Raw genomic sequence first — 15,610 nt, forward strand, 5'->3', positions numbered from 1 at the left:
TTAGTCAGAGCTGAATTATCCATCAATAATTATGGGTGGCCATGTTATTTGTTTAGCCCAGCAAGCCAATTAAGTAAGCCAATAATTTCAGTGTCTTAATCACCTCCTATGTTTCATTTCTAGCGTGCTCAAATATTAAGAATATTGCCGCCAACCGCTTAAACAGTGGCGTTAGGCTGCATTGGGTTCTGACTAAGAAAACTTGTCGTTCGAGCATGCTTATTCCCATGTACGCCCATAAATTTCATCGGCTGTTTGCAGCAGGGGCATGGTCGTATCGCTTGGGTTTTAGTGTTGCTTTCGAGCGGGGCAAACACTTCCCCTGCAACCGCCAACATCAAGCGTATGCGTTGCCGCAGCTTGGCAGCACTTCCTCTGAGTAACCCATAATCTCTCACTCGCCTTAAACCTTTCGGCAGCACGTGTTGCAGTACCAAGTACAGAAATTTAGCCGCTGGTAAGGTACGTATTTTATTGACCTGAGTTTGACAGTCTAGATAGTCGAAGCTGACGTAGCCATCGATGTCGCTGATGATGTTGTTATCGGGAAGAACGCCGCGATAAAGATAACGTTATAACTATAACCAAGACATCCAAGATTATTCTCCGTTAGATAGCCGATAAAAGGGGTCGAAGAGAATTAGAGCCGTGAGCCCCTATTCGAACAAGCTTGATGCGCAAGTACCAAACAAACATACATTGGCTATTTTATCTCGCCAAGATTTTTTTAGTTTAAAATTCTTGGTTTAAAGTTCTTGGTTTAAAGTTCTTGGTTTTAAGTAGCGGGCTTAATCGTAATTAAGCTTTTTAATCTAGAAAACCAGTTATATACAGTGAAATACAAGGCGGAATATTGACAGTGTTTTTGTTTGAAAATTAAGCGTATATTGTACGCTAACTTTTACAAACAACGGATGTTTTACCATGTTTCGCTTCACCATTTATAGCATAGTCGCCTACGCTTTCTGGCTCACTTTCAGCGACATGTCTGGCTACTTTGATCATCACCAATCGAGTGAAAACCACACAGAAACAGTTACCAGCCTAATTGAACATAGCGATACCAAGCTAAATAAACCTTTTACCCAACTTGTCGCGACTAACATCAGGGTAACTCAGTGCCAAGAAGGGGCTGATTGCGGCCTAAACCTATTGGTAATTACAGAATAACCCTCAATTAGATTATTTTCTCAGCGAGAATGCCACCGCAGCTTCTGCATGTATTGCCGTCGTATCATACAAGGGAACCTGAGTATCTTGCTGGTTAACTAATAGCGCTATCTCGGTACACCCTAAAATCACTGCCTGTGCGCCCTGACGATAGAGATCTTCTATGATGGCCAGATAGGCATCACGAGAGTCAGACTTGATAATGCCAAGACACAACTCCTCATAGATAACCGAATGAACGACTTCCCTTTGGCGTATATTTGGGGTTAGCACCTCTATGGCAAACTTCTCGGTCAAGCGCCCCTTATAGAAGTCCTGCTCCATGGTAAATTGTGTGCCCAATAGCCCAACTGTTTTTATGCCATCCCCAATAAGCTTATGGGCTGTGGCATCGGCGATATGCAGTAAGGGAATGCTTACCTGCTGCTCCACAAACTCAGCCACTTTATGCATAGTATTGGTACAGATCATGAAGAAATCGGCCCCTGCGGCTTCAACAGAGCGAGCTGCATCGGCTAATATATTGGCGGTTTGATCCCATTCACCTAAGTGTTGCAGGCGTTCAATCTCGGCGAAATCGACACTATAGAGGGCGATTTTGGCCGAATGTAATCCACCGAGTTCACGCTTTATGCCCAGGTTTAATGCCTGATAATAACTGGCCGTAGACTCCCAGCTCATGCCGCCTATCATTCCTATGGTTTTCATTCTCTCTCCTTGAATAATCCTTAACCGCTAAACTTGGCTGAATATAAACTCACAAGCTTGAACCCAAGTGTCAGATGTTTAATGGGGTTTATTTACCAAACTTGCACGGCGATGTGAGCGGCCTGGGTGAGCTCATCCAGTGTTTGACCCGAGCGGGCTAGTACGGCAGAGCCATGAATAAAGGTCATGATGTAATTGACGTTGGCTGCAACATCCAAGCTCTGATCCAGATTACCTTGAGCTTTCTCCTTATTGAAAAATTCGGTCAAAAACGCTTGATGAGAGCTTTGGATGGTCAATATGGCATCCATGGCACTCTGGGGCATTTCATGACTGGCTGATTCCGCAACGCAAAGAGAAACAAAACAGCCCCTTGGTAGGGATGAGTCACACTGCATCTCTATCACAGACAAGAGATAATTCAGCAGACGCTGCTTGGTACTAAACTCTGTATCTTGAAGTTTTTCAATATGGGGACTGGCATACCTAGACAGATAATGCTCTGTGGCAGTGACAAACAACTGCTCTTTATTTCCGAATGCCGAATACAGGCTTGGCTTGTTGATCCCCATGCTCTGGGTCAAATCTGTCATGGACGTCCCAGCAAAGCCTTTCTGCCAAAATACTAAGGTCGCCTTTTCCAGGGCGAAATCTATGTCGAAGTTACGTTTTCTACCGGAAGCCATGTCTGCCTCTGCTCACTTGTATAAATAAAAATCATCTTGGTTCTTGACAATATTGTACCGATCGGTAAGTATGAATTCAAGCGTACCGATCGGTACAAATAATAAAAACCAATTTAGACACTATTAAAAGGAAGATGAAGATGAGTTTTGATATAGCGAATAAAGTGGCACTGGTTACTGGCGCGAATCGTGGTATTGGCAAGTCGATCGTGGAGTCATTTCTGGCTCACGGCGCGAAGAAAGTCTATCTGGCAGTACGCGATCTCGACTCAACTAAGGAGCTAGTGAAGCAATATGGCCATAAGGTTTCACCTCTGCTGATTGATGTGTCTAATGCTCAATCCATTATGGCTGCGGCAAAAATTGCAACCGATGTGCAAGTGGTGGTGAATAACGCTGGCGTGTTGAAAATTGCCGCCCCGCTGGATGAACATGCAGAAGCCTCATTAACCGAAGAGCTCAACATCAATGCCTTCGGCCTGCTGCGCATGGCTCAGGCATTTACCCCGATACTTGAAAAGAATGGTCCAGCCGCCCTGGTTCAACTCAATTCGGTGGCTTCAATTAAAAACTTTGCTGCTCTCACCACCTATTCAGCCTCGAAAGCGGCTGCATATTCGATTACCCAAGGTTTGAAAGAGAGTCTAGGGCCGAAGAATATTGCCGTATTGAGTGTCCATCCCGGCCCAATAAATACCGATATGGCGGCTCAAGGTGGCATGACAGAAATAGCCGAGCCCACCAGTGTGGTTGCCCAAGGAATAGTGACCTCTCTAAAAGCTGGAGACTTTCATCTCTTCCCTGATGCTATGGCCAGAGACTTTCAAGGTGCCTACCAAAGCTATGCCGATAACATCATAGAGGCTGATTTATCTGAATAATCATGGATAACAGCAAATAAAAAGGGCTATTGATGAGTCATTAACTCAAGAATAGCCCTTTTTTTTAGCTTAGTTTAATTCAGTTAAGCCAAGCCTAGGCTCGGTATGAACCTAAGCCCCTAGCTCATCATGTTCTGCCGCTAGCACTCATTCAGGATCGGCGACCAGGAGCACACCCCGGGCATAATCCACTACTGAGCCACTCGCCACTATGCCGCCAGCTGTCACATCTAAATTCATGATCCCTTCGTCGGCTATAACAGGTGTAGATGACCACAGATATGCATAGCCACCCTCAGCCTGCGCAATGGCATCGATATTCGGGAAGATAACCTTATTCATCGCAGGATGCACACAGCGCTGCTCGCGGATAGAAACGAGTTCTTTTATGTTAGGCACGCGCCAGTTACCCTTGCCTGCGAAGTGATATAACTTATTTGCCTCATTCGTTCTGGCGTTGTCGGCCGCTTGCAGCGCGCCTTGCCAGAAGACAGTCACAGGCATGCCATCACAATCCTTAGTCTCATTGTTCCAGCTTTGGCCTACTGAGCAACGCATCCAAATCAGTTTAGTGGATTGGTCTGTCACTGTGCCGTCATTATTATCGATAAATCTTGCGGTGGGAGTGCTCGCTTCGAAACTCATTTCACAAGTTTGTTCTAGGGCTGTCGCAGAGAAACTCAGGGTTATCGCCGCCGCTAATAGTAATTTTTTCATTGTATATCCCTAATTCTCTTATTTAACACCGACAAGACGGACAGGTAAGGCTGATGGGTAATCACAATCATCTTTACTGACACAATAGTCGTAAGACGTTGTAGCTCCCATGTACCAACGATTAAAACCTAAGGTCCACAAATAATCAGACTGATCCATCGAGGCATAGTTCTCTACCGATGGCGTGCCGGTCCAATAATCATTGTCTGCTGTATTGGGGAAGTATTTGATGTCTACAGCCATCTCTACCCCATCACTGCCGGCATCGGTGGAGGCAAAATTCATCAAGCTGTATAGCTGATCGAAGCTGGGTAATTGCCAATCTTTAACCCCACACATGCCTTGCTTATCTTCTAGCTCATTTAGATAGGTCTGATATTGCGCTATGGTGCAGATACCATTGGCATCATCACAACTAGCCTCATCGATCTCACCTTGGAAAATGGCGCGCTCATCCTTGATGTAAACCAAGAGGTGATCTTTGTCTTGCGCACTTATGCCATCGGCAGTTTTATTCTCCCAGATAAGCCCAGTATTGAGATCTTTCACGCAGCTCCACTGCTGAGCATCGGCGGCCAACGCCTCACCCTTAGCATCGAGCTTCTGATAACTAAAACCAGCTAAGCCATCACTGTTATCATTCTTGGTCTTATCCAGGCCATAGTCGGCATCTTGTCCGACAAACTGCTCATCTCGAATTTCAGAGCTGAATGAACTGCCATCGGCAAACAAGGTATTCCCTGTGTCTGTCATGGGATAAATAGCATTTAACTGACTGGCGTAACCGACTATATCTTTAGCAAAAAAGCGCATTTGCTGATCAGTCATACCGGCCCAGGAAGCCAGATGCTGGCTCATTGCAGCCAGTAAAGCTGGCGACTGAGCGGCCTTAGCGCCTATCGCTTGCCACATGACATCAAATTTAGGATTAAAATCGGTCAAAGCATCATGATGCTGTAACAGACTAGCATCGGCTGGTAACTCGAGTTTAAACTGCTTGTTTAGGCTGCTTGCTATCGAGGCTAATGCCTTCTCTTGGGTCATGCCATTAAGCATAAGACCAGACACCATGCTAGAAACCGGGTTTAGTATCACTTCACTCTTGTCGGCTATGGCCGCAGATGCAAGGTAGCGCATCATGGGCTTGTCACTGCCGGCATCTTGGCTCTGCACTAGGTAGTAATTATTCAACACAGCCACATCTTCGCTGCTAAGACTCGCCACACCAGCCGTCATATCGGCCTGAACTTCACCCGCATCACACATCAAATTTTGATTGCTATCGGCGCAGACCAAGCCGTCTACACTGGTATCGGCACTAAAATTAACGCTATAAACCTTAGCAGGCTCAGGGATTGCAACCTTGCTCGAATCATCGCTCGAGCCACAGGCGGTTAATCCAGCACATACCAGCGCGAGATAGAGAGGGCTTAGATTTCTTTTCATGGTACTAGTTCTCCATTTTTCCATATTGTCGTGTTATATATGCGAAACAAAGCATCCAAAGCGTCCAGCCTAGGCTGCCACCGGAACTGCTTGGTTTCTCATCGATTGTTTTATCTGGCTGTGGACTAACATCAGGCTGATTACAGATGTATTCACTCACCTGACTCAAGCCCCATGAAAGCAGCTTGCCCTTGTTACCTGCATCGTGATCTATGATCTGCAGCTGCCACTCCCCCGTCAGGCTGTCATCGATAACAGCTGACCAGTCGATATCGACCACACTATTTGGCAAGCTATAATCGAAGCTCGTACGCGGGTAATAATCCCGGTCCCAGATATCGACTTGTTGTCCCGATGGGCTAATAAGCTTGATGCTGAGCTGGTCAAGTTGAGGATGTTCAATGTGCAGAGACAGTGTAATGTCTTGATTAACGGTTAAATCTGGCTGACTAAAGTCAAGATAGAAGTTGTTAACCCCCATCTCCTTGGTCAAGCCAATATCATTGGCTATGGCATCGAGTAAGTCTCCGCCTATGCCTGTGGCCGTTTGATGGATTCCCTCGCCTATGGTCACGGCGAGTGTGAGTCTGGAGTGATTTATCGCGGCGATATCACTGGTATAATGCACATCCACGGGCAATGTGATCTTCTCACCACAAGATAAGTTATCGCCAAGTGCCAAGGTAAACTCTGCATCTATGGCCCTGGTATCACCGGCGAGTAATTCAGTAATTGGCGTCATCTCACCACTCACTTCTACACCCTGAGGTAAGTCAGAGAAACTGAAACTAATATCTTCAAGTTTCGCCACAGCAAGATTTTGCAGGGAAAGATTAAGCGGTACCGAACCCGTCTGCTGTTTCACCACACTGGAGATAACTAACTCGATGGGATCTAAGATCAAACCATGCTTATCAAATTGCTGTTGCAAGATGTCAGCATAGTCCTTAGCCGGATACATACGCGCGGCCATGTCCAAGGTCGACAAGGCGAGCTGATCCATACGAACCCCGGCGCCCATGCCGTACATGCCTTCGATGACCAGACGCTCAAAATCATCGATAGCCTGCTCGCCATGGCTGTCGAACGCCCGGCGCATCCCCTGAAACAAGGGCGTCGACCAGAGCTGATCGCCTAAGGTATCTTTGACCCACTGGTGAGCCGGATAATTATAATTAGGATTATATTTAGCCGATTGATCGTTTAATGTTCTGGGCTTACGATTACCGAATCTGGCATCCCAGTTAAACATGACATTAGGCTCAAAAATCTGGCCTTGGGGATCCCTGAAGCTATGCACTCCGGCGTAGAAGTCGGAGAATCCCTCCCCTATGGCACCACTGTCGCCCCCTTTATCACTATTGTTGATAAAGTGCAGTAAGCCATGGCCAAACTCATGCCAGATCACATCGGCATCTTCACCGTCAGGCACACCACCGACACCGAGCAAGATCCTATTTTCCAAGAAGGAATATGCCGACTGATCCTTAGTGCCACCACGAGCATCCACCTCGATGGGCGAGTAAAATATCTGGCTAGCACCTTGGTAACCAAGGCTCTGCAGATGACGCTGGGCCTTATCCAGATGATAATAAGCCATAACCTGGACAAACTCATCGTCATGGCGGCGCCACTCAATGTCGCCTGTCAGCAAGGGCGATGGGTTAACGGGCTCGGTCAAGTCCACCACCTTGACATAGGGACCACTGAGCATGAAACCGGCCTCGACAGCCTGAAGATCTTGCAGCTCGACTCGGCTATAGGCAGCGTGTGGTAAGGTCTCGGTCAAAGCTTGTTGCTCCAGACTCTCATCCATCAGCTTAGTCTTAGGATCGGGATCGAATACCAGCGCCTTAAGACTCTTACCTGTGAGCAAGTCACCGGGAGTAAAGTCAGGCAGATAAGCTTCAACCGTGCGCTCCTTGCCCAAAAATTGTTTATGGTCTAAATCGATATAGAAAGAAAAAGTCGCCTCAGGTTCAAGCTGTTTAACTTGTACCTGCCACACGGGATCAATGCCCGACTCCTCTGTTAACCACCAACCTTTGCTCAGGTCTTGAATGTCAAAATTATCCGCTTCTATGCCGATAGCAAGGGCAATGGCACTGGGCTCGGGTGCAAGCTCAGAGTCAGGCCAGGTGAGTGATAGCAAGGAAGCAACAGATGCTTGATAGTAGCGAAAAGGCATACCGGCTCGGTTCACCGCTAAGGCATCGACCAAGGAAAATATCGGATGGCCATCTATCAGAGGATAAAAACTGTAGTAATGACCAAATACGCCCCGGCGCTCATAGGCTAACTGGTGTTGTCTTGAAAACTCTTGGCTCAGGTAGTCATTGGCCTGAGCTGGACTTTCTATCTTTGTGGGGCTCAATGGCGTCAGAAAATGTAACTCACTCGCACCGCAGATGCCGCTTACGAGCAAGGATACAGCCGCTAATTTAAAATGATGCATATACTTCACCTAGAATTTGTAAGAGACAGAGGCACTAAAGCTACGGTCAGGCTGAATGAGCTGAGTGGGCTGATAACCTGACGTACCGGCAACATCCTGATAGCGCACATACTCTTTATCGAGTAGATTCTTAATCGACAGGTTAACGTTGAAGTGAGCATATACTTCACCTAGAACTTGTAAGAGACAGAGGCACTAAAGCTACGGTCAGGCTGAATGAGCTGAGTGGGCTGATAACCAGACGTACCGGCAACATCCTGATAGCGCACATACTCTTTATCGAGTAGATTCTTAATCGACAGGTTAACGTTGAAGTGAGCATATACTTCACCTAGAACTTGTAAGAGACAGAGGCGCTAAAGCTGCGGCCTGGCTGAGTGGGCTGATAACCAGACGTACCGGCAACATCCTGATAGCGCACATACTCTTTATCGAGTAGATTCTTAATCGACAGGTTAACTTTGAAGTGAGCATATACTTCATATTGAGCTGCTAGATCGACAATCACCCAAGCAGCAGGTGCCGGACAATCCTGCGCGCCAGTGAGAGGATCGACACAGCTAGTGACATTCGTCATCTCGCTCGCCCCATTGACCAGACCCGAGAGACGTAAGTTGTCGTATTGATAATTGAGAGAGACTGAGCCCTCTAACGGGGTCAAGGTGCGTAACTTCTCACCGGTATCATTATTCTTGCCATCAACCCAGCCCATCTGAAACAAGAGGTCCAGGTTTTCAGTCACGTTATAATCAAGATTAAACTCGCCGCCCCAAGAACTGGCGCTGTCTATGTTGACAAATTGACGTTCAAACACGCCGTCACTCTGACGAAGGCCCACCTCTATCCAATCGATGAAACCATCGAATTGGTTGTAGTAATAGCTCGCCGCTATGTCTAGGTTTTGCCACTGCCAGCGCATGCCCAGCTCGATACTCTCACTGGTCTCTTCATGCAAATCAGAATTCGGGATGATCTCAAATGGCGGGAAGGCAAACAGATGAGGAATGCTGCCATACACCTTGTCGTAAGGCGCGGCGCGGTAACCCTGTGAATAGGCGAGATAGCCACTCACACCAACTGTGGGGTCATAGCTTAGGGAGATACTGGAAGATACGTTATCTGAGCTATTATCAACTAGGGGAATGTTTAAAATTTCACTCTGCTCTGGACTCAGACTGTTTCTGTCGTAGCGACTGCTGACTAGCAGGCCCCAGTGCTCACTCAGGCTAATATCATCTGAAATATACCCGCTCAAGGATTCGGTGCTGGCATCGGCAAAGGGCTGATTCGACCAGTAATTTTGTTTACCGTTTTCAATCTTAATACGGTCCTTGGCTCGAGAGTGAAGCGATCTCTGTCCCTCTATACCGTAGAGAAAATCATGTTCCATGCCATAGAGCTCGACCCAGAGGTCCATATCGACGCTAAAGCCATAGATCTCCTCTTTAAAGGTTTCATCACTCTCATATTGACGATAACGCTGCTGCACTTGCAGAAATGTGCGAGTCAAAAAGTCATTGACCTGATTGGAATTTTTAGTCTCGCCATAGTAAATCTGACTCGACAGGTTATCGAACAAGACAAAAGACTCGGGGGTATACTGCAACTTGATCTGTTGCACCTGTGAACTTTGTACTTCCTCTCTATTACGCTGGACCACATCCCAGGCCCCATCTGGCTGAGGCACAGAATTCGGAGCCCCATGTGTCTCCTTGGTCTGGCTCTGCCAGTCACTGTTGACACTCAATAACCAGTGCTTATTACTGATTAAATTAGTGTTGAAGGAGATACTCGTGCCATCGATGTCCGCAGGGGATCGCGTATCGGCATAATTTTGTTGTTCATGGCCCTGCCACTGACTCATACGCAACATGACAGGAATATCCATTGCTCTAGCTGCAGCTGTCACCGACACCTTCTTCTGGCTGCTGACTCCGCTGTATAAGCCCTTTAATGCCAGATAATAATCTTTATGATAGAGGTAATCGGCCGCTTCCTTGGTCTCGACTTTCACCACACCACCTAAGGCTCCCGAGCCAAAAAATGCCGAAGCGGCGCCCTTAGCTACCTGGATAGATTTCACATCATCGAGGTCGAAGTTAAATCTTCCAACGCTGTCGTTAATGTCACTGGCACCATAACCATCGGCCATGCGTACGCCATCTTTTATCATCAAGATACGATTACCGGTAATACCTCGAATAGTGATGTTCTGAGGCGTGCCCGCTGAACCTGTCACAGAAACACCTGGTTCATTTCTAAAAAGATCAGACAGTTCGCTAGCCACTAAATTTTCAATATCTTCAGCCGTGATCACCACTGCACTACCCGATATTTCGTTCAGAGGTTTCTCCAGACGGGTGCCAATAACTTTGATCACCTCAATTTTGCTATTTTTTTGTTCAAAACCTGTTGAAGTTTTGACCTCTGAATGAGATAAGCCACTGTAAATACTTGTAATAATAGCGACTGATATGGGTAATAATTTCATAAACATCATGCTGTGATTGCGAAAGGCCAGCACCATACACCTAGGTAGTAATGATTACTATTTAGATTTCAAAGCAAGATTCGTTAATATGATGTTGATCACGTTAATAGTAATGAGATCGATTATCGTTTGCGTTAGTATTTTTTATATATATTATTCCTGATTTTTTTACAGGAACCACAAACCATGAACATCGCCTTACTCGAAGGGCTACTCGCTAACCTGTCTGAATACTTGATGACACCAGTACTCATTTGTATCGTCTTATTATTAATCTATGCCATCTATGCCATGGGACGATTCGCAGGCTTATTCTTTGTCAGGCGCAAGAATGCTCAGCAATACAGGCTGACGATTCAGATAAAGGAGCGAAAATGGTATTCGGGTTATCCCATACATAACTATTTCGTTAATAATCCAAATGCCTGTGAAGATGAACTAGAGATCTTCGCCCTCAAGAAGCTTGAAAATTTGCGTGTTGTCACTCGTGTAGCCCCAATGCTGGGACTCATTGCGACTATGGTTCCCATGGGGCCGGCACTCAAAGCCCTTGCCGACGGTAATATTCAGGGGATCAGCGAGAGTCTTATCATTGCCTTCGCCTCGGTTATCTGGGGGCTGGTTATTGCCACTCTCACCTTCTGGCCTGCATCGGTGAAGAAACGTTGGTTCGCCTCAGAATTAATTAACATACGCAAGCTAAGGGGATCGTAAAGTGCGTTTTTTAGATGAAGACGAAGAGCTCAACCCTATCCTGTCCAGCGTCAACCTGATCGATGTTTTTCTGGTGTTGATCGCCGCCTTATTGATTGCTATCGCACAGAATCCGCTGAACACATTTTCAGCGGAAAATGTCACTGTGGTGAAGAATGCTGGCAAGCCCAACATGGAGATCATCGTCAAGGAAGGTAAGGAGATCAAACATTACAAATCATCGGGCAATATTGGCAGCGGTCAAGGTGCCCGTGCAGGTATCGCCTATAAAATGGCCGATGGTTCTATGATCTATGTCCCCGAAGGCGACACCTCAGATAAGCAAACTGCCACAAATAACAAGTGATAAAGCGAGCAATAACTTCATGTTTCTACGTGTATTAATCCTGATATTCATGTGTGTCCCCGGCCTTATCCAGGCAGACACATCAGCAGACAGCCAAGCAAGTGCTAAGCGAGTGCTCATGGTGATGTCGAATTATAATTCGGCGCCCAAGAAGGCACTGTTAACCAAACTGGCAAAAGATCAGCCATTCGAACTCATTCAACTCATCACCAAGGGCAAGTCAGATATAGAGATCGCCGAGCAGTGGCGCAGCGCCGACTTGGTGATGCTAGATGGCATCAATCCAGCTTTGTCTGAGTATATGTTCGAGAAATTCGAGGCCATACCCACACAGTTTCCCAAGTTGAAAATTGTCTCTTTGGGGGATCTTGAGAGTGAGACATTCAATCAAAACCTTGCCCAAGAGCAAAGCCAACGACTGGCAGATTATTTTAGCCATGCCGGTGGCAGAAACTACAGAAACCTGATGATTTATATCGCCAGTGATGTGTTGAATATCAGCCAAATAAAGGCTGATAAGCCTTCGAAAACCCCGAAAACTGGCCTGTATCATCCCCAATATCCGGACTTATTAACCGATAAGGAACAGGCATTCTTCACCTGGCTTGCTCCCACAAAGCAACAAGCCGTTATCGCCATAGGTATCCACCGTTCCGTAATAGATTATGAACAGCAACAGGTAGTCGATGCCATGATCAACGGCATAGAAGCTAAGGGTCAGCGAGCCTTCGCCTTCTTCTACGACGATAAAGAGGACAAGCTAAAATACACAGACTTGCTAATGGATGACAAGCAACAAACACGCGCAAACTTGATGATCAACTATCGTTCACTGCATTATGTTAAAAAACGCCGCGATGAATTTGAGAAACTTGGCATTCCAGTTATACACGCGCTTAATTATGTCGACGGTGACAGCGAAAAATTTGCGCAGAGTAAAACCGGGATATCACCTGGGCTAACACCTTTTTTCCTGGTTATGCCCGAAGGCACAGGCAGTATCGATCCCATCATCATAGCAGCCAATAACAAGGGAAATAAGCAAGTGATGCCGGCGCAGATGAATGCACTCATAGCGCGCGCCGTCATGCATGCAAAACTCGCCATCACGGCCAATGAAGATAAGCGAGTGGCCGCATTTATCTGGAATTATCCTCCCGGGGAGAAGAACATAGGCGCAGCATTTCTTGACGTGCCGGCTTCACTGGAGGTGATAGCTAAGGCGATGAGAAAAACCGGTTATAACGTCAATCCAAAACCCGCCAAGGAGATCATCGAGGCCGCAGGTAAGCTGCTGCGTCCCTACTATCGTAACGAAGATGCCAGTGGTTTACTGGATCAAGATCTGGCCGACCTATTACCTCTGGCCGACTATGAAGCCTGGTTCGCAGACTTACCAGTCTCGGTACAAAAAGGCATCAATGACCGTTGGGGATTAGCCAAGGACAGCCCCATGATCACCAGCAACAGCGGCGAACTAGCCTTCATCATTCCGCGAATGAATCTGGGTAACCTAATCATACTGCCACAGGGCGGGCGCAGTAACGACATCTCGGAACATAGCTCCCTGTATCACGACATGAAGACGCCGATAAATCACGGTTATCTGGCTATCTATCTCTATGCTAAGCAAATATTTAACGCCGATGCCTTTATACATCTGGGTACTCATGGCTCACAGGAGTGGTTATTAGGTAAGGAACGTGGCCTGTCGGTTGATGACTCACCTAATCTGGCCGTGGGTAATGTGCCGGTATTTTACCCTTACATCATAGATAATGTCGGCGAGGCCATGCAGGCAAAACGTCGCGGCCGGGCAACGACTATCAGCCACCTGACTCCAGGTTTTGCTAAGGCTGGCCTGTATGCCGATATCGCTAAACTCAATGACCTGCTGTCAAATTATCGCCTGTTAGATCAAGGGCAGACAAAAGAGAATACCAAGCAAAGTATTACCGAGAAGGCCGAATCGCTCAATCTGTTAAAGGATTTAGCCATGGACAGGGAAGAATTTGACCGCGACTTCGACCAGAATCTGACCCGGCTCCAAGATCAGCTTACCGAGATGGCCGAGCAAGCTCAGCCACTTGGGGTACATACCTTCGGCTTGCTACCAAAAGCGCAGCACTTGTATAGCACCATGCTGCAGATGTTGGGCGATGATTTCACCAAGGCGGCCAAAAACTACGAAAATGACCACGGCCTGACTCTGCCCCCTGAGGCGCAAAAAGACAGATTGAACGTGACTAGGCTCGAGGCTTTAGCAGGTTTTCAACTGCTACAGGCAAGCATTCAGGGTCAGCAACTCGAAGGCTTAAGCGATGAGCTAAACGCTTGGCTCACCACGGCGCAGCAATATTGGGATAATTTTGCCAAGATTGCCGAAACACAGAACCTGCTTGCAGCTATGTCGGCTAAGTATATTCCCGTGTCATATGGCGGCGATCCTATTCGTAGTCCGGAATCTGTACCTACCGGACGCAATCTTATCGGTTTCAACCCGGCTAAGTTACCATCGAAAGAAGCCTATGAAGCGGGCGTGCTCTTGTTAGAGCAGACTGTGGCTGATTACCGAGAAAAGCATGGTAAATACCCGCAGAAACTGGCCTTCTCTCTCTGGTCACTTGAAACCATGCGTCACCATGGCGCACTCGAGGCGCAGATCCTTCATGCCCTCGGCGTCAGGCCTAAATGGGATGAGCAAGATGACGTGATTGGAGTCGAAGTTATCCCCATGAGCGAACTCAAACGCCCAAGAATCGATGTGGTGGTATCGGCGACCGGACTCTACCGCGACGCGTTTCCCAATGTCATGTTATGGATGGCAGACGCCATAGACACCATAGCCAAGATGAAGGAGGATAATAACTTCGCCTATCGTCACTCACAGGCACTGAAACAAGAGCTTGAGAAGCAAGGTAAGACGCCCGAGGAAGCGGATTATCTCTCCAGTATCCGAATCTTCTCTAATGACTCGGGCAATTACGGCACGGGATTGGCGGATCAGACCTTAGATTCAGGCAGCTGGGAAACCGACGATGCCATGAGCGATCGTTACCTTAAACGTATGGGTTATGCCTACGGCAAGGATGAAAGCCGTTGGAGTGAGAAAATAGAAGACGTGGATCTTTATGGCAAGGTGTTGTCCGGTACCGACGCGGTAATATTCTCCCGCTCCACCAACCTCTACGCCCTGTTGACCAATGACGACCCCTTCCAGTATTTCGGCGGCATGGGTCAGGCCATCCGTAAACTCGACGGCAAGACACCCGAAATGTACGTGAGTAACTTACGTCGTAAGGACAAGATAAAGGCACAAACCATGGCCAGCTTCCTCAACAACGAGATGCGCGGCCGTTACCTGCATCCTCGCTGGATCCAAGCCATGCAGGAATCAGGTTATGCCGGTGCCACCACCATACTGGATCGTATCAACAGCCTCTGGGGCTGGGAAGTCATGACCCCTGAGTTGGTACGTGACGATCATTGGCAGTCGATATTCGAGGTCTATGTCGAAGACAAGTACCAGCTAGATATGCAGGCCTTCTTCGAAGAGAATAATGCTCACGCTCTAGCGCAAATGTTGGAACGTATGCTGGAAGCCAATCGCAAGGACTACTGGAAGGCCGATGAGGCGACGCTTAAGAAGATGCTCGAGACCTATATCAGTCTCGCCAACCGCTTCGATGTGGTCACCGACAACGACAAGTTTACCGAATTTGTCGAGACACAAGCCGTAGGATTTGGCTTAGCACCACTGGCACCTGCCATGGCGGCGCCCCAGGCGCAATCCAATCCGTCCCAGGCTAAACAAGAAATCACTGGGCAGAAACTGGAGCAGGTGCAAAAACCTAGTGAGCAAAAAGAGGATGACTACTGGTATCTGCTGCCCTTATCCATCTTACTGTTTATCTTCTTCGCTGGCGCGATCAGGCCCTTGTTGGCGAGAGAGCCTCTGCCAGGTAAGGAGCATTAGTACATAAAAAGCACATAAAA

11 protein-coding genes and 1 pseudogene are annotated in these 15,610 nt (G+C 47.4%); 5 read left to right on the top strand and 7 right to left on the bottom strand.

From position 1 onward, the window contains the following. Positions 1–158: 158 nt before the first annotated feature. Positions 159–572: pseudogene (locus SVI_RS21125) on the bottom strand (transposase); the annotation flags it as partial. A 352-nt stretch (positions 573–924) separates the two neighbouring features. Here SVI_RS21125 and SVI_RS12560 point away from each other — a divergent pair. Next, on the top strand, positions 925–1,170 hold the full coding sequence (locus SVI_RS12560) for a hypothetical protein (protein WP_013051927.1): 246 nt from the start codon (positions 925–927) through the stop codon (positions 1,168–1,170). 12 nt (positions 1,171–1,182) lie between these two features. Here SVI_RS12560 and SVI_RS12565 read toward each other — a convergent pair whose 3' ends face one another. Together SVI_RS12565 and SVI_RS12570 are read right to left on the bottom strand one after the other, a co-directional pair. After that, positions 1,183–1,878, bottom strand: coding sequence for an aspartate/glutamate racemase family protein (locus SVI_RS12565; RefSeq protein ID WP_013051928.1), 696 nt, complete (start codon positions 1,876–1,878; stop codon positions 1,183–1,185). Positions 1,879–1,970: 92 nt separating this feature from the next. Next, positions 1,971–2,564, bottom strand: coding sequence for a TetR/AcrR family transcriptional regulator (locus SVI_RS12570; protein WP_013051929.1), 594 nt, complete (start codon positions 2,562–2,564; stop codon positions 1,971–1,973). Between the two features lie 140 nt (positions 2,565–2,704). Here SVI_RS12570 and SVI_RS12575 point away from each other — a divergent pair, with 140 nt between their 5' ends. Then, positions 2,705–3,445: an SDR family oxidoreductase gene (locus SVI_RS12575; RefSeq protein WP_041419920.1), complete on the top strand. Its 741-nt coding sequence runs from the start codon at positions 2,705–2,707 to the stop codon at positions 3,443–3,445. Positions 3,446–3,592: 147 nt separating this feature from the next. On the opposite strand, the gene SVI_RS12580 is transcribed toward SVI_RS12575, so the two are convergent. From SVI_RS12580 to SVI_RS12595, 4 genes are all read right to left on the bottom strand, one after another. Further along, positions 3,593–4,162: an Lcl C-terminal domain-containing protein gene (locus tag SVI_RS12580; RefSeq protein WP_013051931.1), complete on the bottom strand. Its 570-nt coding sequence runs from the start codon at positions 4,160–4,162 to the stop codon at positions 3,593–3,595. Positions 4,163–4,180: 18 nt separating this feature from the next. Beyond that, the gene (locus SVI_RS12585) at positions 4,181–5,608 is read right to left on the bottom strand and encodes an Lcl C-terminal domain-containing protein (RefSeq protein WP_013051932.1); all 1,428 of its coding nucleotides are present in this window, start codon (positions 5,606–5,608) and stop codon (positions 4,181–4,183) included. Positions 5,609–5,612: 4 nt separating this feature from the next. After that, positions 5,613–8,063 carry a proprotein convertase P-domain-containing protein gene (locus tag SVI_RS12590; RefSeq protein ID WP_041419921.1) on the bottom strand — a complete coding sequence of 817 codons (2,451 nt, stop codon included), beginning with the start codon at positions 8,061–8,063 and terminating at the stop codon, positions 5,613–5,615. Between the two features lie 331 nt (positions 8,064–8,394). Continuing rightward, a complete protein-coding gene (locus tag SVI_RS12595) occupies positions 8,395–10,554 on the bottom strand; it encodes a TonB-dependent hemoglobin/transferrin/lactoferrin family receptor (protein WP_013051935.1) in 2,160 nt (719 codons plus the stop codon). A gap of 186 nt (positions 10,555–10,740) precedes the next feature. Here SVI_RS12595 and SVI_RS12600 point away from each other — a divergent pair, with 186 nt between their 5' ends. Genes SVI_RS12600 through cobN form a run of 3 tightly spaced genes read left to right on the top strand, consistent with a single transcriptional unit; the run spans position 10,741 to position 15,590 of the window. Then, positions 10,741–11,268, top strand: a complete 528-nt coding sequence (locus tag SVI_RS12600) for a MotA/TolQ/ExbB proton channel family protein (RefSeq protein ID WP_013051936.1) — start codon at positions 10,741–10,743, stop codon at positions 11,266–11,268. A 1-nt stretch (position 11,269) separates the two neighbouring features. Further along, positions 11,270–11,614 (top strand): DUF2149 domain-containing protein, encoded by a 345-nt coding sequence (locus SVI_RS12605; protein WP_013051937.1) that lies wholly within the window; start codon positions 11,270–11,272, stop codon positions 11,612–11,614. A gap of 19 nt (positions 11,615–11,633) precedes the next feature. Further along, positions 11,634–15,590: a cobaltochelatase subunit CobN gene (cobN, locus tag SVI_RS12610; protein WP_231847719.1), complete on the top strand. Its 3,957-nt coding sequence runs from the start codon at positions 11,634–11,636 to the stop codon at positions 15,588–15,590. Positions 15,591–15,610 lie beyond the last annotated feature (20 nt).

The organism is Shewanella violacea DSS12 (genome assembly GCF_000091325.1).
Taxonomy (GTDB): domain Bacteria; phylum Pseudomonadota; class Gammaproteobacteria; order Enterobacterales; family Shewanellaceae; genus Shewanella; species Shewanella violacea.